11 protein-coding genes are annotated in these 14960 nt (G+C 63.0%); 7 read left to right on the top strand and 4 right to left on the bottom strand.

The window, feature by feature from the left end:
• The first annotated feature begins 127 nt into the window (after positions 1-127).
• Complete coding sequence (locus AC04SH_RS05210) at positions 128-607, top strand: class I SAM-dependent methyltransferase (RefSeq protein ID WP_488574183.1); 480 nt, start codon at positions 128-130, stop codon at positions 605-607.
• Positions 608-643: 36 nt separating this feature from the next.
• Here AC04SH_RS05210 and AC04SH_RS05205 read toward each other — a convergent pair whose 3' ends face one another.
• A complete protein-coding gene (locus tag AC04SH_RS05205; RefSeq protein WP_488574182.1) occupies positions 644-2059 on the bottom strand; it encodes a DUF5939 domain-containing protein in 1416 nt (471 codons plus the stop codon).
• A 202-nt stretch (positions 2060-2261) separates the two neighbouring features.
• On the opposite strand from AC04SH_RS05205, the gene AC04SH_RS05200 reads away from it, so the two are divergent.
• The 3 genes from AC04SH_RS05200 (at position 2262) to AC04SH_RS05190 (ending at position 5058) form a co-directional block, all read left to right on the top strand.
• A complete protein-coding gene (locus AC04SH_RS05200; RefSeq protein ID WP_488574181.1) occupies positions 2262-3086 on the top strand; it encodes a hypothetical protein in 825 nt (274 codons plus the stop codon).
• Positions 3087-3160: 74 nt separating this feature from the next.
• Positions 3161-3679 (top strand): GNAT family N-acetyltransferase, encoded by a 519-nt coding sequence (locus tag AC04SH_RS05195; RefSeq protein WP_488574180.1) that lies wholly within the window; start codon positions 3161-3163, stop codon positions 3677-3679.
• Positions 3679-5058: a hypothetical protein gene (locus AC04SH_RS05190; RefSeq protein ID WP_488574179.1), complete on the top strand. Its 1380-nt coding sequence runs from the start codon at positions 3679-3681 to the stop codon at positions 5056-5058. The genes AC04SH_RS05195 and AC04SH_RS05190 overlap by 1 nt, the downstream gene beginning before the upstream one ends.
• Positions 5059-5074: 16 nt before the next feature.
• Here AC04SH_RS05190 and AC04SH_RS05185 read toward each other — a convergent pair whose 3' ends face one another.
• The gene (locus AC04SH_RS05185) at positions 5075-6838 is read right to left on the bottom strand and encodes an adenylate/guanylate cyclase domain-containing protein (RefSeq protein ID WP_488574178.1); all 1764 of its coding nucleotides are present in this window, start codon (positions 6836-6838) and stop codon (positions 5075-5077) included.
• A 284-nt stretch (positions 6839-7122) separates the two neighbouring features.
• Here AC04SH_RS05185 and AC04SH_RS05180 point away from each other — a divergent pair, with 284 nt between their 5' ends.
• Positions 7123-10407 (top strand): adenylate/guanylate cyclase domain-containing protein, encoded by a 3285-nt coding sequence (locus tag AC04SH_RS05180; protein ID WP_488574177.1) that lies wholly within the window; start codon positions 7123-7125, stop codon positions 10405-10407.
• 19 nt (positions 10408-10426) lie between these two features.
• Complete coding sequence (locus AC04SH_RS05175) at positions 10427-11107, top strand: peroxiredoxin-like family protein (protein ID WP_488574176.1); 681 nt, start codon at positions 10427-10429, stop codon at positions 11105-11107.
• A gap of 67 nt (positions 11108-11174) precedes the next feature.
• On the opposite strand, the gene AC04SH_RS05170 is transcribed toward AC04SH_RS05175, so the two are convergent.
• Positions 11175-12584, bottom strand: a complete 1410-nt coding sequence (locus AC04SH_RS05170) for a DUF5939 domain-containing protein (protein WP_488574175.1) — start codon at positions 12582-12584, stop codon at positions 11175-11177.
• A 211-nt stretch (positions 12585-12795) separates the two neighbouring features.
• Positions 12796-14316: a polysaccharide deacetylase family protein gene (locus tag AC04SH_RS05165; protein ID WP_488574174.1), complete on the bottom strand. Its 1521-nt coding sequence runs from the start codon at positions 14314-14316 to the stop codon at positions 12796-12798.
• Between the two features lie 120 nt (positions 14317-14436).
• Between AC04SH_RS05165 and AC04SH_RS05160 the strand changes: the two genes are divergently transcribed.
• Positions 14437-14871 carry a hypothetical protein gene (locus AC04SH_RS05160; RefSeq protein WP_477344847.1) on the top strand — a complete coding sequence of 145 codons (435 nt, stop codon included), beginning with the start codon at positions 14437-14439 and terminating at the stop codon, positions 14869-14871.
• Positions 14872-14960 lie beyond the last annotated feature (89 nt).

Genomic DNA, 14960 nt, shown 5'->3' with positions numbered 1-14960 from the left:
GGCGGGCCGCCTATTCCGCCCGGTATGATCCTTGTCGGCAGCCTGTGCGGTTGTTGCAGGGTTCGTCATTCGCCTCTATATGCGGCAAGCCTCGATCGGGCTGCTGGTTCAGGACATACAATCGCATATGAGTCGCCTCGACAATTTCATCAGCAGGATGACCGCACAGCGCGACATTCTCAATCAAATCTGCCCCGAAGTGGCGACGATGGAGGGGCTTGTGCTCGAGCTCGGGCTCGGCAATGGCCGGACGTTCCATCATCTGCGCGAGCGCCTGCCCGGACGCCGGATCGTGGTGTTCGACCGCGAAGTTGGCGCACACACCAGCTCAATTCCTGACGCTGAAAATCTCGTGCTCGGCGATATACGCGAGACGGCGAGGAGGTTCATTGGCATCGACGCCGCTCTTGTCCATGCCGACATCGGCACCGGCTATGACGATCGCGATGCGGTAACGGCCACCTGGCTTCCCGATCTGATTGCGGGCATGCTTCGCGTCGGCGGCTACGCGGTGAGCGGCACGCCGCTCGATCACCCGCTGCTGCAACGCCTGCAAGCGCCGACTTCGGAGCCCGCCGATCGTTATTTCCTCTGCAGGCGCATGTGAGGGCCGAGACGGTCTTCAGGGCCCCAAGTCTTCTCTTCAGGGGATTGTGTACACCGCTATCTCCCGCTCGATGCCGCGCAGCGAGACCTCATGAGGCACAGGCGTCAGCGCATTCCTGTGCAACAGATCGGCGGTGAGATTGTCTTCGACCACCGCACGCGTGGCGAAGATCGCCTGTGCCTTGGCAAGGTTCTGGACCCGTGAAGCAATGTTGACCGTCTGGCCGAAATAGTCCTGCCGCTCGTTCATGGACACGGCGATGCAGGGCCCGGCATGGACTCCGATCTTGAGCAGAAGGTCCTCGCGCCCGGTCTTGTCATTGAGCGCACGCATGGCATCGCGCATCCTGAGGGCCGCGGCAATCGCACGATCTGGTGTCGCGAAGGTCGCCATCACCGCATCCCCGATTGTCTTCACCACGGCGCCTGCTTCGGCCGCGACGATCTCGTGCAGAACCTGGAAGTGCTCGCGCACGAGATCGAAGGCTGAAAGATCGCCCACCCGCTCGTAGAGCTCGGTCGATCCGCGCAGGTCGGTGAACAGGAAGGTCAGGCTGGTGATCTTCAGGCGCTGGTTAATGTCAAGCGTGTCGGTGCGATAGAGATCGCGGAACGTCTGGTTGGTGAGCAGGCGCTTGGCGGTCACGAAGGGCCGGCGTTTGCCCAGGAAATCATGCAATGCATGGCCGGCGATGAAGACCGCCGGAAGCACGCGGGTGTCGGTCCTGTTTTCCAGCGAAATACGCAACGGGCCGGGTTGCATCTCCAGCGTCTGGTTCTGGACATGGTCGCGGTCGAAGACCAGAGAGAGGCTTCGGCGATCCTTTGTTGGTTCGCCCTTCGCGTCGATGAACTGCGCCGAATGCGTGACCGGCTCGAAGACAATGACGAATTCGGACGGAAGCTGAATGTGCAGAACCGCCTTTTCACCGGGCGCAAGCTCGAGATCCTCCAGCGAGAACGATTCCATCTGTTTCGCCAGACCCTCTTCCGGAAGATCGGCGCCGGACCCCCAGTAGATCTGGCGGTAATATTCCACCAACGGCAGTTCGTGCGGATTGTGGGCGGCAATCCTGCGCACGCGGGGACTGACGGTGAATGTCACCTCGACCATCTCGTCGAGGGTCGGCGAATAGTCCTGGGAGCACAGCGCGCAGGTGTATTCGTCCCTCTGCATCGTTTTCAGCGTGGCGTTGGTGTCGAGCACGCCACCACAGCCGGGGCACAGAACATTCCAGGAAATGTCGAAGATGCCCACCCGCGCCGCATGGAGAAAGGCGCTGATGGCGCGTTCCTCGTCGAGGCCATGCTTGCTGGCGAAGGCCAGCGCGTTGATGCGGCAAAGCTCGCGATCCTTGCCTTCCGCGATGGTTTGCCGGATCGCGTCGATTGCCTGCGGATCGACATCGGTCGATTGCCGCAGAAGCGAGAACAGATCCTGAGCTTCGTTCATCGTGCAGGCTCCGGAAAATGCGCCTCGAGGCGTGTTGGCCGGACCGCTCCTTGGTCCGAGTCCCCCATTTTACGCCGAAACGGGCCGTACGGCCATTCGAATAGACAAGCCTGGTGACAGTTCAATTTCCGCCCGCCGATTTTCACCGGCCGCAAGCGGCACTATGATGGTACATTGGGCATGCATTTTGGGGGCTTTCTCCATGCCGACATCCGACAACCCGCCATTTCCGGCGGCCCTGCGCATTTTCTCCTTAGGGGTCATCATCGTCCTGATCGTGGGCGCCGGCCTGTTTTTCGCGCCGGCACTGGTCAAGCCGCGTTGGCCCTGGCCTGTCACGCCATTCAGTGCCCGCTTCCTCGGCGGCTTCTACACCGCCGAAATGGCGGTGATGGCGGCGCTCTTGTTCTGGAATCGCTGGTCGCCCGGCAGGCTGGTGCTCATCATGGCCTTCATCTTCACCGTCATCGTGTCGGCGGTTTCGTTGATCAATCTCGGCTATTTCAACTTCGGGCGAAAAGCGACCTGGCTATGGTTCCTGGTCTATCTTGCCTCGGCCGCGGTATCCGGGCTGTTCCTGTGGCGGGCCAGGGGCCGACCTTCAGCGAAAGGCGTGACCCTGAACCCCGCGTGGCGCGGCTACATGTTGGCAGAAACGGCGTTCCTTGGGCTCTATGGTGTCGGCATGTTGCTGTTTCCCCTGATGGTCAGCAGCACCTGGCCATGGCCGGTCGATCCCTTCCACGCCCAGGTCTACAGCGCCATCTTCCTCGCCGGCGCTGGCGGCGCATATCTCGTCTGGAAAAACGCACCGCGCGAGGAGCTGCTGGTGCTCGGCCTGGCGCAGTTTCTGGTTGGCCTGCTTGCCATTCTTGGCCTTATCATCACCGACGCTGCGGTGCACCGGATCGACTGGACGGCGACCAGGACATTGTGCTGGCTCGCCCTTTTCGGCTGGATCGGCGTCAGTGGCGGCGTCAAACTCACCGCCGCTTCCCGGTATTTCAGCGCGCAATCGGTAGCATAGGGCATAGAGACGGCTGGATTTTCAGGTGATGTCCGGTGCATCGTGCGGGGCCGATTGCATCCGCCTGAGACGCCATGACCAGCACGACCTCCTCCGAAAAAATCCAGCCGCAGCTCCGGGCCGTACGGCCAAGCGATGCGGAGGCGCTTTGCGCTATCTTCAACATGCCGGGCTTCCGCTGGGGCACGCTCAGGATGCCGTTCGAGATGGTGGAGCAGGTGGAGCGGCGCATCGCCAAGTCCGGCCCGGAAACCACCTGGATCGTTGCCGAGATGGACGGCAAGGTGGTCGGCCATGGTAGCCTGGTCGTGCAGGGTTCGCCACGCCGTTCGCATATAGGCGAGATCAACATCGGCCTTGACGATGGCTTTGTCGGCAAGGGCATAGGCTCTGCGATACTCGCCGCGCTGCTTGATGTGGCCGACAACTGGCGCGCCCTGAAGCGGGTCGAATTGACCGTTTATGCCGACAACGAACCGGCCATCCGCCTCTACACCAGCCATGGCTTCGAGGTCGAAGGCCGGCATGTGAAGGCCGGCTTTACCGACGGGCGGTACCACGACCTCCTGAGCATGGCGCGGCTGCGGTTCTGATGACCGCCGTATTTGCCCCAGCCCCTGCGCCTCCGGCGGAAATTCTGGCCGTGCTGTCGCTGCTCTGCCCGGAAGTCGTGCGTGACATCGAGCAGAACTGGAATGCGCCGGTTTCCGACTACGCCCGCCACCTGTGGCGACCGGTGGCAAGGCCTGCATCGGGCGCGTCGATCGCTGCCCGCTCGATCCTGCGCGACGTTCTGCATCAGCGCCTTGCTGCGATCATGCAGCCCGAAGAGATCGGCAAGGCGCTCGACGAATTCGAGCACAGACCGGTGATCCAGTCCGGCCTGCACTGCCTGCTTCTGATGGACCGGATCACCTTCGATGCCCTGCTGCTTGCCTGGCTCGGCGCGGTCGAAAACGGGCTCTCGGCCTTCTTCGGCTTCATGGGAACGACGATGACCATGGAGACCGTCGGCCAGGAGGGACCGGGATGGCTCGATGTCGGCGACGACAAGGTCAATTTGTTTGGTATGGGGCGCCACAAACTGTGCCGCAAAAGCGTCTGCGCGGCCGGTCCCGTCTCCCTCAACAAGCGCGCGCTCGAAGCGGTGGGCGATGAGACGGATGCCAGCCGCTGGCTGGGTACACTGCTCGCCAGCCAGGACAAGGTGTTTGCAACCGCTGCCGATGCGCTGACAGAACTCAACGGGGATCTGGTCGCCGATTGGGATCGTTCCGGCATGGCCCGGCCGGTTTTCATCGACGATCGGCTCGCCGCTTCCGCCATGGCGCGGCATCTGGACGATGATGGCAGCCTGCTTTCCAGGCTGCTCCTTGAGCCCGCAAGGCGCCAGCGTCTCGACCATGCCTTGCAAGAGGCCGTATCGGGCCCATTCGGCAGATTCCTGCCCAATGCCACTGACTATTTCTGGGGCATTCGCGAAGAGCGCGTGCGCAAGCTTGTGCTTGAGAACGGGCGCCTGATCGAGCCCGACAGGCCGCATGGTGTTTCCATCCCATTCGAGCGGCTGCATCTCAGGCAGGCGCTGCTGAACGGCGTGCTTTTGCCGAACTTGTTCCTGATGTTCCTTGTGCTCGCCATTTTGCCGCGGGTGCGGGTTGTGGGTGGCCTGAGACAGATTGGCTATGTCGCGCTTTTCCACTCGATCCTGCTGGTTGCGCTGGATGAAAACGCTCCCGAGGAGCGCGATCTGGCTGCGGAACTGCAGGTTCGGGAAAATGCCTGGGGCATGCGGGTCATCGATGAACAGATCTCGGTCCGCGAGCAGCTTGCCGGCCTGCCGGAAGGGGCGCTCTTCCCAGACCTGCTCCGGCAATACCGTTTGCGGACATTTGCGGAGACGACCGACGACTTGAAACTGGTTCGCGAAAACGCCCGATGGCGCAAGATCGGCCGGGCCTTTGGCGTCTGAGCAGGCCGCTACCCGATCATTGCACCACACCGGCCTTGCGGAGGCCGTCGACCATGAGTTCGAAATCGGCAGGGTTCTTGTAAGGCAAGACTTTGCGACGGTATTCCAGCGAAAAGTCGGGATTGACGCGAAGCACCTCCTGCCATGCCGCGCGAGCCTCCTCCAAACGGCCCAGATGGCCGTAGCTGGCGGCCAGAAGCACGCGCGAGACATCGGTGGTAGCGTTGCGAGCCAGCCGTTGCAGCAGGAGCTCAACGGCCTCGTCGTACCTTGCCAGTTGAAACAACGCCAAAGCCTGGAAGTGCAGAACCACATCCGGAAAGTATGGATTCAGGGTCTTGCCCCGGGCGAAACTCTCGAGGGCCTCCTCGGGTCTGCCTGAATAGTACAGCGTTTCGCCGCGGCAGACATGCGCTTCGGCGAAGTTCGGATTGAGGGCCAGTGCGCGCTCGACCTCGTCGACGGCCTCATCGTGCCGTCGTGTGTACAGCTTGGCTATCGCCAGCGCCCAGTGCGCCCAGGGATCGTTGTCATCCAGCGTTACCGCTCGCGTTGCGGCCTCTTCGGCTTGCGCCATCGATTCCGGCGGTGACGCACCCCACCTGTTCAGGTAATCGATGCCGTGCGTGAGGGCAAGGAAGGCGTAAGCAGAGGCAAAGTTCGGGTCCAGCTCGGTGGCACGTTGCAAGAGGTCGCGGGCCGCGGTGTTCGTCTCCTTCGTCAGCCGGTGCCACAGCTCCCGGCCGCGCAGGAAACAGTCATATGCCTCCGTGTTGCGCGGGGGCTCCGGCGCCAGCCGCGGACGGGCGCCATCCGTCAGGTTGAGCGCCAGCGCACCGACGATCTGCTGCGTAACGTCATCCTGCACGGCGAATATGTCGGTCAGGTCGCGATCGAACCGCTCCGCCCACAGATGGCCGCCCGAAATTGCATCGATGAGCTGCGCGGTGATGCGCACCCTGTTGCCCGACTTGCGTACGCTGCCCTCAAGCACATGCCGTACGCCCAGCTTCGCGCCGACGTCCTGCACATGGACGTTCTGGCCCTTGAAGGTGAACGACGAATTGCGTGCGATGACGAACAGTTGCGACAGTTTGGACAGCGCCGTGATGATGTCTTCGGAGATGCCGTCGGCGAAGTAGTCCTGTTCGGCGTCACCGCTCATGTTGGCGAACGGCAGCACGGCGATGGACAGTTTCGGCGGCGCTGCCGTGGCCGGCCGGCTCGTCGCGGGTTCCGGGGTCGCGGCCGCCTTGGCCCCGACTTGCAGCGAATAGACCCGGATCGGCTCGGCGATGTTCTTGAGCTGCGTGCTGCCGAGATCGCTGACCGAAAGGTCGAGCCTCGCCTTGACCTGGCGATAGGCATCCTCGGACAGGCAGATGGCGCCGGGCGCCGCGACGCCCTCCAGGCGCGAGGCGATGTTGACGCCGTCGCCCATCAGGTCGCCGTCGCTTTCCTCGACCACATCCCCCAGATGGATGCCTATCCTGAACTCGATGCGGCGGTCCTGCGGCACGCCGGCATTGCGTTCAGCCATGCCGTTCTGAACCTCAACGGCGCAGCGCACGGCATCCACCACACTGCGGAACTCGACCAGTGCCCCATCCCCGGTGCGCTTGATCACCCGTCCGTTGTGCACTGCGATGGTCGGATCGATCAGGTCGCTGCGCAGCGTCCGCAACCTCGCCAAGGTACGATCTTCGTCCTCGCTCGCGAGTCGGCTGTATCCGACCACGTCTGCGGCCAGGATTGCGGCCAGCTTACGGTTCTCGCTCATGGGCCCGCCTCCTCATCTCCACGATAGCAGGAAGATGGGGGTGAGAGAGAATTTTCGCAAACGACGGCCACGCGGCCGACCGTATCGGCAGCGCTCTGCCGCCGAACCCATCCGGATGCCCATTTGCGCTACCGCTTGCCGGTTGACAACTATCGGTTCATCCTTGTGCTGGCCGTGACGAGCGTGGCGAGATCACGCGTCATGCCCTCGGTCAAAGAGATAGAGCATGATGTCGTCCGAAAACCGCTTTACACTTTTCGGTATCATGCTCTGGTGAGGTGTCCATGGACTGCTCGGGCTGCGGTTTCGAGATTGAGGGCGGCTTCGCCTTCTGTCCGAAGTGTGGCCGGCGCCAGCCCGTGCTTTGCGCCAGTTGCGGCTACGCCTGCGCACCCGATTTCGAGTTCTGTCCGAAATGTGGGGCAAGCGTCGGCGCGTCCGCAAAAGCCGCCGAACAGCCTGCTCCAACACCAGGCCGAACCATTGCGCCACCCTCTCGAACTCCGTCACCGAACATCGAAAGCGAGGAAGGGCAGTCTCCCGTCTCCGACGCCGATCGACGGACGGTAACGGTCCTGTTCGCCGACCTCTGCGGCTTCACGACACTCAGCGAGCAGCTCGACCCCGAAGTCATGCAAGCGCTGCAGAACGAACTGTTCAAGGAATTGACGGCGGCCGTGCGAAACTTTGGTGGCTTCGTCGACAAATTCATCGGCGATGCACTGCTCGCCCTGTTCGGTGCGCCGGTCGCGCATGAGGACGATCCGGAACGCGCGCTTCGCGCCGCTCTCGACATGATCGCCCGGACGGCGCGGCTCGGTGAAAGCGCCCGTCATTCCGGTTCGCCTCTGTTGCTCCATATCGGCATAAACACGGGTCCGGTCGTTACCGGCGGATTGGGCATCGGCACCGCCAAATCCTATTCGGTGACCGGCGACACGGTGAACACGGCGCAACGCCTGCAATCGCTGGCAGCGCCGGGTGAGGTGCTGGTGGGCGAGCTCACGCACAGGTTGACCCGGCATGCCTTCTCTTACGAGTCGCTGGGCGATGTCGCCTTGCGCGGCAAGGCCGGCAGTGTGCTCGTCCATCGACTGGATGCACCGCTGGCCGCGCCGCGTGCAGCGCGTGGGCTCGAGGCGCTCGGCCTCAGTGCGCCGATAATAGGCCGTGATGCGGAGCTCAACAGAATGCTGGCGAGCCTTGACCAGGCGTGCGGCGGCTCGGCCCAACTTGTCCGCCTCGTCGGAGAAGCCGGTATCGGGAAATCGCGGCTGGTGAAGGAGTTCGTCGCCCGCGTCGGCGACGAGGATCGTTTTCGCAATGTCGCCGTGCGGCAGGCCACATGCTCACCCCTGGGCGAACAATCATTCGGCGCGCTGGGCGCAGTGGTGCGCAGCGCCGCCGGGATGATGCAAAACGACAATGGCGACGAAATGCGGGACAAGCTCGCAGCCTTGCTGACCGATCTCGGCCTGCAGGGCGAGGAGGCGAAGCGGCTGATGCCTTTGCTCTACCATGTGCTTGGCCTTGGCGACCCCGATGCCACTTTGCAGCATGTCGAGCCCGAGCAGCTGCGGCGGCAAATTCTCTACGCAGTCCGCACAATCATCGAGCGGCGGCTTGCGTTGTCGCCGCTGTTGATTGTCGTCGAAGACCTGCACTGGGCCGACGCCGTCTCGCTCGAGGCACTCCGGTTCGTGATGGACAGGCTGGAGCGCACACGGCTGATGCTGCTGGTCACGCATCGCCCGGCGCCGGACAACGACCAGCTCGACTCAAGTCGGGTCAGTCACACAGCGCTCAGGCTGTCGCCGCTCAGCAGCCATGACGGACGCAGCCTGGTGGCGGCACTTTTCGGTGAGAGCTGGGTAAACTCCGCGGGAGGGCTTCTCGACCAGATCCTCGAGCGTGCGGGCGGCAACCCGCTTTTTATCGAGGAGATCGTTCGTGGCCTTATCGATCGCGGTGTGTTGACGCGCGAGGGTCAGCAATGGCGGACCGTGGCAGGCGAAGTCGCAACCGGCATCCCGGCCACGATCCAGGCAATGTTGCTTGCTCGCGTCGACCGGCTGCCCCAGGAGGTACGCCGGTTGGCTCAAGAGGCCGCGGTAATCGGCCCGCGCTTCGATGCCACGCTTCTGAAGGCCGTGACGGCCGACCCCGGCCGGCTGGAGGCCGGCTGCGAACTGCTTTGCGATGCGGAAATCATCGAGGAAGTTGCCGGATCAGGCTCGGTTTCGTCGCAAAGCTACCGCTTTACGCAAACATTGCTGCAGGACGTGATCTACCAGAATCTGCTCCTGCAACGCCGGACCGACATTCACGGGCGGGTCGGCGCCGCCCTGGAGCGATTGTGCGGCGACAAGCCGGAACGGCTCGAGGATTTGACCGTGCTCGGTCACCATTTCGCACTGAGCGCCGAGCGCGAGAGAGGGGCGCATTACCTGCAGGCGGCGGGCGATCGCGCTCGCATGATATACGCCAATGACGACGCCCTTCGTTTCTACGAGCGCGCACTGAACGCGTTGGGCGAGAAGGCACAAACACCGCTCAAACTGGCAATTGCAGAGCGCATTGCCGATTTGAGCAGCCCGGCAGGCCGCCGCGAGATCGCGCACCAGCACTACGAGACGGTGCTGCAGGCATACCGCGCGTCAGCCGATCGCGTCGCTGCGGCGCGCGTTTTGCGCAAGATAGGTCGACTGCTCTGGGACGTCGGCAAGCGGGACGACGCAGAAACCCGCTATGCCGAAGCGGCGGCGCTCCTCGATGGAGCGGATGCCCCGATCGAGCAGGCGCATCTGTGGCAAGAGCGTGGCCGACAGGCGTTCCGTAGCGGAGATCACGCGCTCGCGGCAAAATGGGCGGACGCGGCGCTGGATTGCCTACGCGCTCTGACAACTGAGCATGTCCCCGAGGATGCCACTCTCGTGACGTGCGAGGCACTCAATACAAAGGGTGTTGCGCTGGCTCGCCTTGGGCGAAACCATGAAGCCGTGCGGGAGGTCGAGCGCAGCATTGAATTGGCCGAAGCCGCCGGTCTGCTGGGCGCGGCCTGCCGCGGCTACACCAATCTCGGCGTGCTTTACACGACCATCGATCCGGCCAAGGCGATGGAGGTCTGTCGGCGCGGTCTTGAAGTGGCGCGCCGTATTGGTGATCTGGGCTTCCAGGCGCGCCTCCTCGTCAATCTGGCGGTGGCTTGTTGTACTTTCACGGATCGCTGCCCGACGGAGGGCGTGCCTGCTGCCGAGAAGGCTATCGAGATCGACCGGGCGCTAGACCAGCGCGAACACCTGGCGGTGCCGTTGATCGTGCTTGGACAGATCCACCAGTGCAACGGCCGTCCGGACCTGGCGGTTGGCTTGTTCCACGAAGCACTGGACGTAGCCCGCGAAACGGGCGAACCGCAACTGCTGTTTCCGTGCTATGATGGTCTTGCAACGCTTAATCTCGACCTCGACAATCTGCCCGAGGCCGAACGCTACTTTTCCCTGGCGCAGGGTATATGCGCCCAGCACGGGCTCGACCCGGAAGGGCTTGTGGTGCTGCCGTTTCTCGACTAGCCGGGGGTGGAGGTTGGAAATGTCCGCGCATAGTGACTTGTTGCCGCTTCAGCCGGGCGACCGTGCGCCGAACGTGGTCCTCGACGCCATTACCCAGGAAGGCAAGATCGCGCTTGACGACTTTCGCGGACAAAAGCCCGTGCTGGTCGGCCTGTTTCGAGGTCTGCATTGTGCGTTTTGCCGGCGCCACATCGCCGCCCAGGCGCGGCTTGATCCGGAGTTGCGCGAAAGGGGCGTGCAGAGCCTGACGGTGGTCAACACGCCGATCGAACGGGCACGTCTCTATTTCCGCTATCACCCGATGCCGAACCTGCTTGCGGCCTCGGACCCGGAACGCGCTTCACATCGTGCTTTTGGGCTGCCCAATCTCGAATTCACCGAGAACGAGACGAACTGGCCGTACAAGGTCTCGATGGCATCGGTGATGGATATGCGGGTCGACATACCAGGCGAGTTGCCCGGTTCTATGAATCCTATGGCGGCCGGCGAAATCCTTGACAAGAAGGACCATTACGAAATGACCGACGCCGACCAGCAGATGATGGCAACGGGACACGGGCAATTGGTCGGTCAGTTCCTGCTGGACCGGCAGGGGATCGTCCGCTGGAGCTTCACCGAGGTGCCGGAGGGTGGGCGATACATGTTTGGCGCGCCAAACCCGCAGGAACTGATGTCAGCCGTGTCGCAGGTCGCCCAATAGGCTTGTGAACGAGGTAAACAGGCGGGTTACTGGGGCCGAGGCAATGGCTGCGGCACGCAGCCGCGTTCTATCCTCGCATGATGCGATAGACAGTTGCATCGCCCTCTACGCCTCGAAGAGGCGCGTCAAACGCGACGACGCTTCGACCCGCAAGCAGGTCACTCACGCCGGGCGCGCAATAGAGCGCCTCGGAGATGCAGAGCTGTCCGGCTTCCGCCAGTGACTGCACGCGCGCGGCGACGTTCACGGTCTGGCCGAAATAGTCGAGGTTGTCGTTGAGCGTCACGGCAATCGACGGTCCACAGTGGGCACCGATCTTGAGGATGATCCCCGGCCCGTCGTGGTCGCCGTTGAAGCGATCGATTTCTTCAAAGATGTGGAGTGCGGCCGAGATTGCATCCGATGGCCGCGAGAATACTGCCATCACCGCATCTCCAATAGTCTTGACCACCGCTCCGGAATGTTGCTGAACCGCCGCGTTGACCAGAGCGAAATGCTCGCGGACCAGGGCATAGGCGTTGAGATCGCCGAGGCGCTCATACATGGCGGTGGAACCCTTGAGGTCCGTGAACAGGAAGGTGATCTGCCGGATGCCGAGCCCCTCCTTCTCGTCGACACGCTCGGAACGGAAGAGGCGGCGGAAGGTTTGCCGCGCGAGCAGCGCCCCGCCGGAAACATATGGGTCGAAATCGAGCGTCGGTTTGGTCGTCAACGCGACAAGCTCGGGCGGCCAGTTGATGAGAAGCAACGCGCCCCGATCGGGTCCGGTATTCGCAACCTCAATGACAACCGGACCGGGCGGCACTGCCGGCAACGACGGCAAGAAACGCTTGCCGTCATAGTTGATCTTGAGAAGTGTCGGCGCCAACACCGGATCCCCTGATATGGGTACAGCGAATGCCGCCTGTGTCTGCACGTTGACGCCCGACAGGGAGCCCGGACCGAGATCAGCGCGCAGCATTGTTGTGGTGCCCGGCGGCAGGAACGTCATGCCGCGCACGAAGCCTCGCAGAACATCCAGAAAGCGTACATCCTGCCCGGGCAGCCGCCCGTCATTGCCGAAGCGCAGCTTCCAGTGAAAATCCTCGACAGAGAGCGTTTGGGGTTCGTGAAACGGAAGGTGCCGCAGATGGGGCGACACGGAGAAGGAGACCTCGATGAAGTCGTCGAGGTCGGTATCGCCCGATACGTCGCACAGGCCACAGACGTAATGCGTCTGCAGCGTGCGCAGGGCGCCGAAACTGTCGAGTACCATCCCGGACTGGGGACAAAGCACGTCCCAGCTCATATCGAACAGGCCGCAGCGGGCCGCGTAAAGGAAAAGGTCGATTGCTTCAGGCTCGGCGATTGCGCGGTCTCGGGCGAAGGCCAGCGGATTGACGCGATAGAGCGCCTGGTCGTCGCCGCTCCTGATAAGCGTTTCGAATTTTGAGATGACGCGCGGACTCCATGCTCGCGCTTGCTCGATCTCGGTCATCTTGCCTTCGAGAAGACGATCGTTGACCACCATTACGCCGAAATCCCCAATTTGCCTGCGGCAGCCTACTAAAAATCCTGCCCGATGCGAATGGATGGAATCCTTCGCGTGTCTCAGGACTTAGGGCGGCGCTGGCACGGGACTATGCGCTTACGCTGCGGGGCGTCTCGTCGATTGTATCTTGCGCATTGCGGGCGGGACACTGACACGTTCAGCGTTCATCGAGCACGGCCTCGACAGTGGCAACAAAGTCATCGAGCGTGCGGTCCCCGCGTATCTCGATGCGCGGAAGGTCGATGGGATCGCTATCGAGGTCCGCCGGCCCGTGTTTGCGGCCGAAGCCCACTCGATAGCCGCACTCCCTGGCCAGCCGGCCGAGCCGTCGGTCGGTGACAGAGAAGGGTGCCGCGAACGCGGTGGTTGGCCGGCCTGTCCACCGTTCGATGAACGTGCGAGAGCGCAAGAGTTCGGCGGCCAGGTCAGCGCTCGACAGACCATCGATCGCACGATGCGTCGCCATATGGCTGCCGAAGAACGCGCCTTCGGCGGCGAGGCGTCGCACCGTCTCGGCGCCCATAAGCTGCGCCGGCGGACCGCTGTCGGCGTCCCATCCTGCAGTTTCACCCACGAGGTCCGTCACCAGGAACACTTCCGCGGTCAGGTCGTTGGCGCGCAAGATCGGCCAGGCGTGGTCGGCGAAATTCTGGAAGCCGTCGTCGAAGGTGATGACCACAGGGCGGCCAGGGAAAGGCTGACGGTTGGCGATGAAGCCTTCCAGCTGCTCGGACCCGATCGCGTGAAAGCCATTGGCGCGCAGCCATGCCATCTGGCTGGCGAATGCGGCGGGCGCGAGCCGAAAACGGGCGAGCGCCGCCGGACCTTCATCGGCGACGCCGTGATACATGAGAACAGGGATGCGTTGGCGCCGCTCGCTGCGCGCGACGTCGCGGCGCAAGGCCCGGGCACCGCCCCAGACGATGTTTCGCGCGACCCCGATTTCGATGGGCGCGCGGATTGGCACATGATCGATCACCGGTTCCGTCGCCACATCGTCCGGCGGCAGGCGGCGGAAGCGGTCTATGCGGTAGAGCTCGGTCTGGATCGATTGCTCGAGCACGAGGCCTTCGGTCGCTGCCAGCGTCTCGGAGATCGCTTGAGCACCGAATGTGTTCCAGTCGAAGCCCGTCTTTTCGACATTGTCACGCAGCACGAATGCGTGTGCGCTGATGAAACTGCCGCCAGGCGCCAACGCCGCAGCGAATTTTTTGGCGATGCGCCGCAACTCGGCGAGATCGTCCAGATAATAGAGCACTTCCGAACAGAAGATCAGATCCATCTCACCCGGCAACGTGTCGGCAGCGAAATCCAGTACGCCGAACTCAACATTCGGCTGATCGCCGCATCGCGCACGAGCCCGCTCGATGGCTATGGCGGAGATGTCGGTTGCGGCCAGATGGCCCACACGCGGCGCCAGCTGCCGCGTGAAATGGCCCTCCGCGCAGGCCAGCTCAAGCGCCCGTCCGATGGAACCGGCAGGCAGGATTTCGAGCTGCCGCTGATATTTTTCCTGCTCATAGAGCGAGCCGTATTTCCACGGATCCTCGGTCGCGAAATAGCTGTTCCAGAACGCCGTGCGATCAGTCCTGTCCGCGGTCCGTGCTCGGCGTGGCGTTGCAGGAGGCTGTGCAGGTTCGGCGCTCGACCGAACCAGCTTCCGCGCTTGCGCGGCCAATTGGGCGAGTTTGCCGAAATGGCTGTCCGGATCTGGCCCGCGTTCTGCTGAGGTCGACAATGCCTCAGCTGCAAGGCCAAGCCGCTCAGCGGGCACGACATTCTGGATCAATTCAATCCAATGATCCCTTGTCACTGTCCCGAGTACGCCGAACTGTACGATAGCCTCGATCTGGCCATCCATCATCAGGTGGGCGTAGATCTGATCGATGCCTTCAGGCAGTTCGGTTGCGGTCGGGTTTCGAGGGTCGACGCGAATTCCAAGCGTCCGCGTCAGCCTTCGCGGCGCGGCAAGATCGTCGGCGTCGAGAAGCATTTGCTCAAGCTGATACTGGATGCGGCGAGCTGCCGCAGGATTGTCCCAGATCTTGCCGAGTCCGACGATCAGCTCGGTGATGGCGCCGCCGAACCTGTCCCATCCGGCAGCCAATTGCGCCGGCGCCGACAGGCTTGTCGCCATAAGGCCATCGACGATCACCCTGGCGATCTCACCCGCCCACTTGCGTCCTGCCGGGAGCGCGCGCAGGGGCTGCGTGTCGATCGAGCGCAAACCTGAGCCGCAATCCGACGCGGCGTTCCGCAACGCGAGCCACGCGAGTGCTTCGGCAGCGGTGCCGCCCTTCGCCGAACTGGAAACCAAGGAAT

The organism is Mesorhizobium sp. CNPSo 4688 (assembly GCF_057784295.1).
Note: the sequence above shows the minus strand (reverse complement) of the source record. Positions and strands in the feature narration are given on the sequence as shown.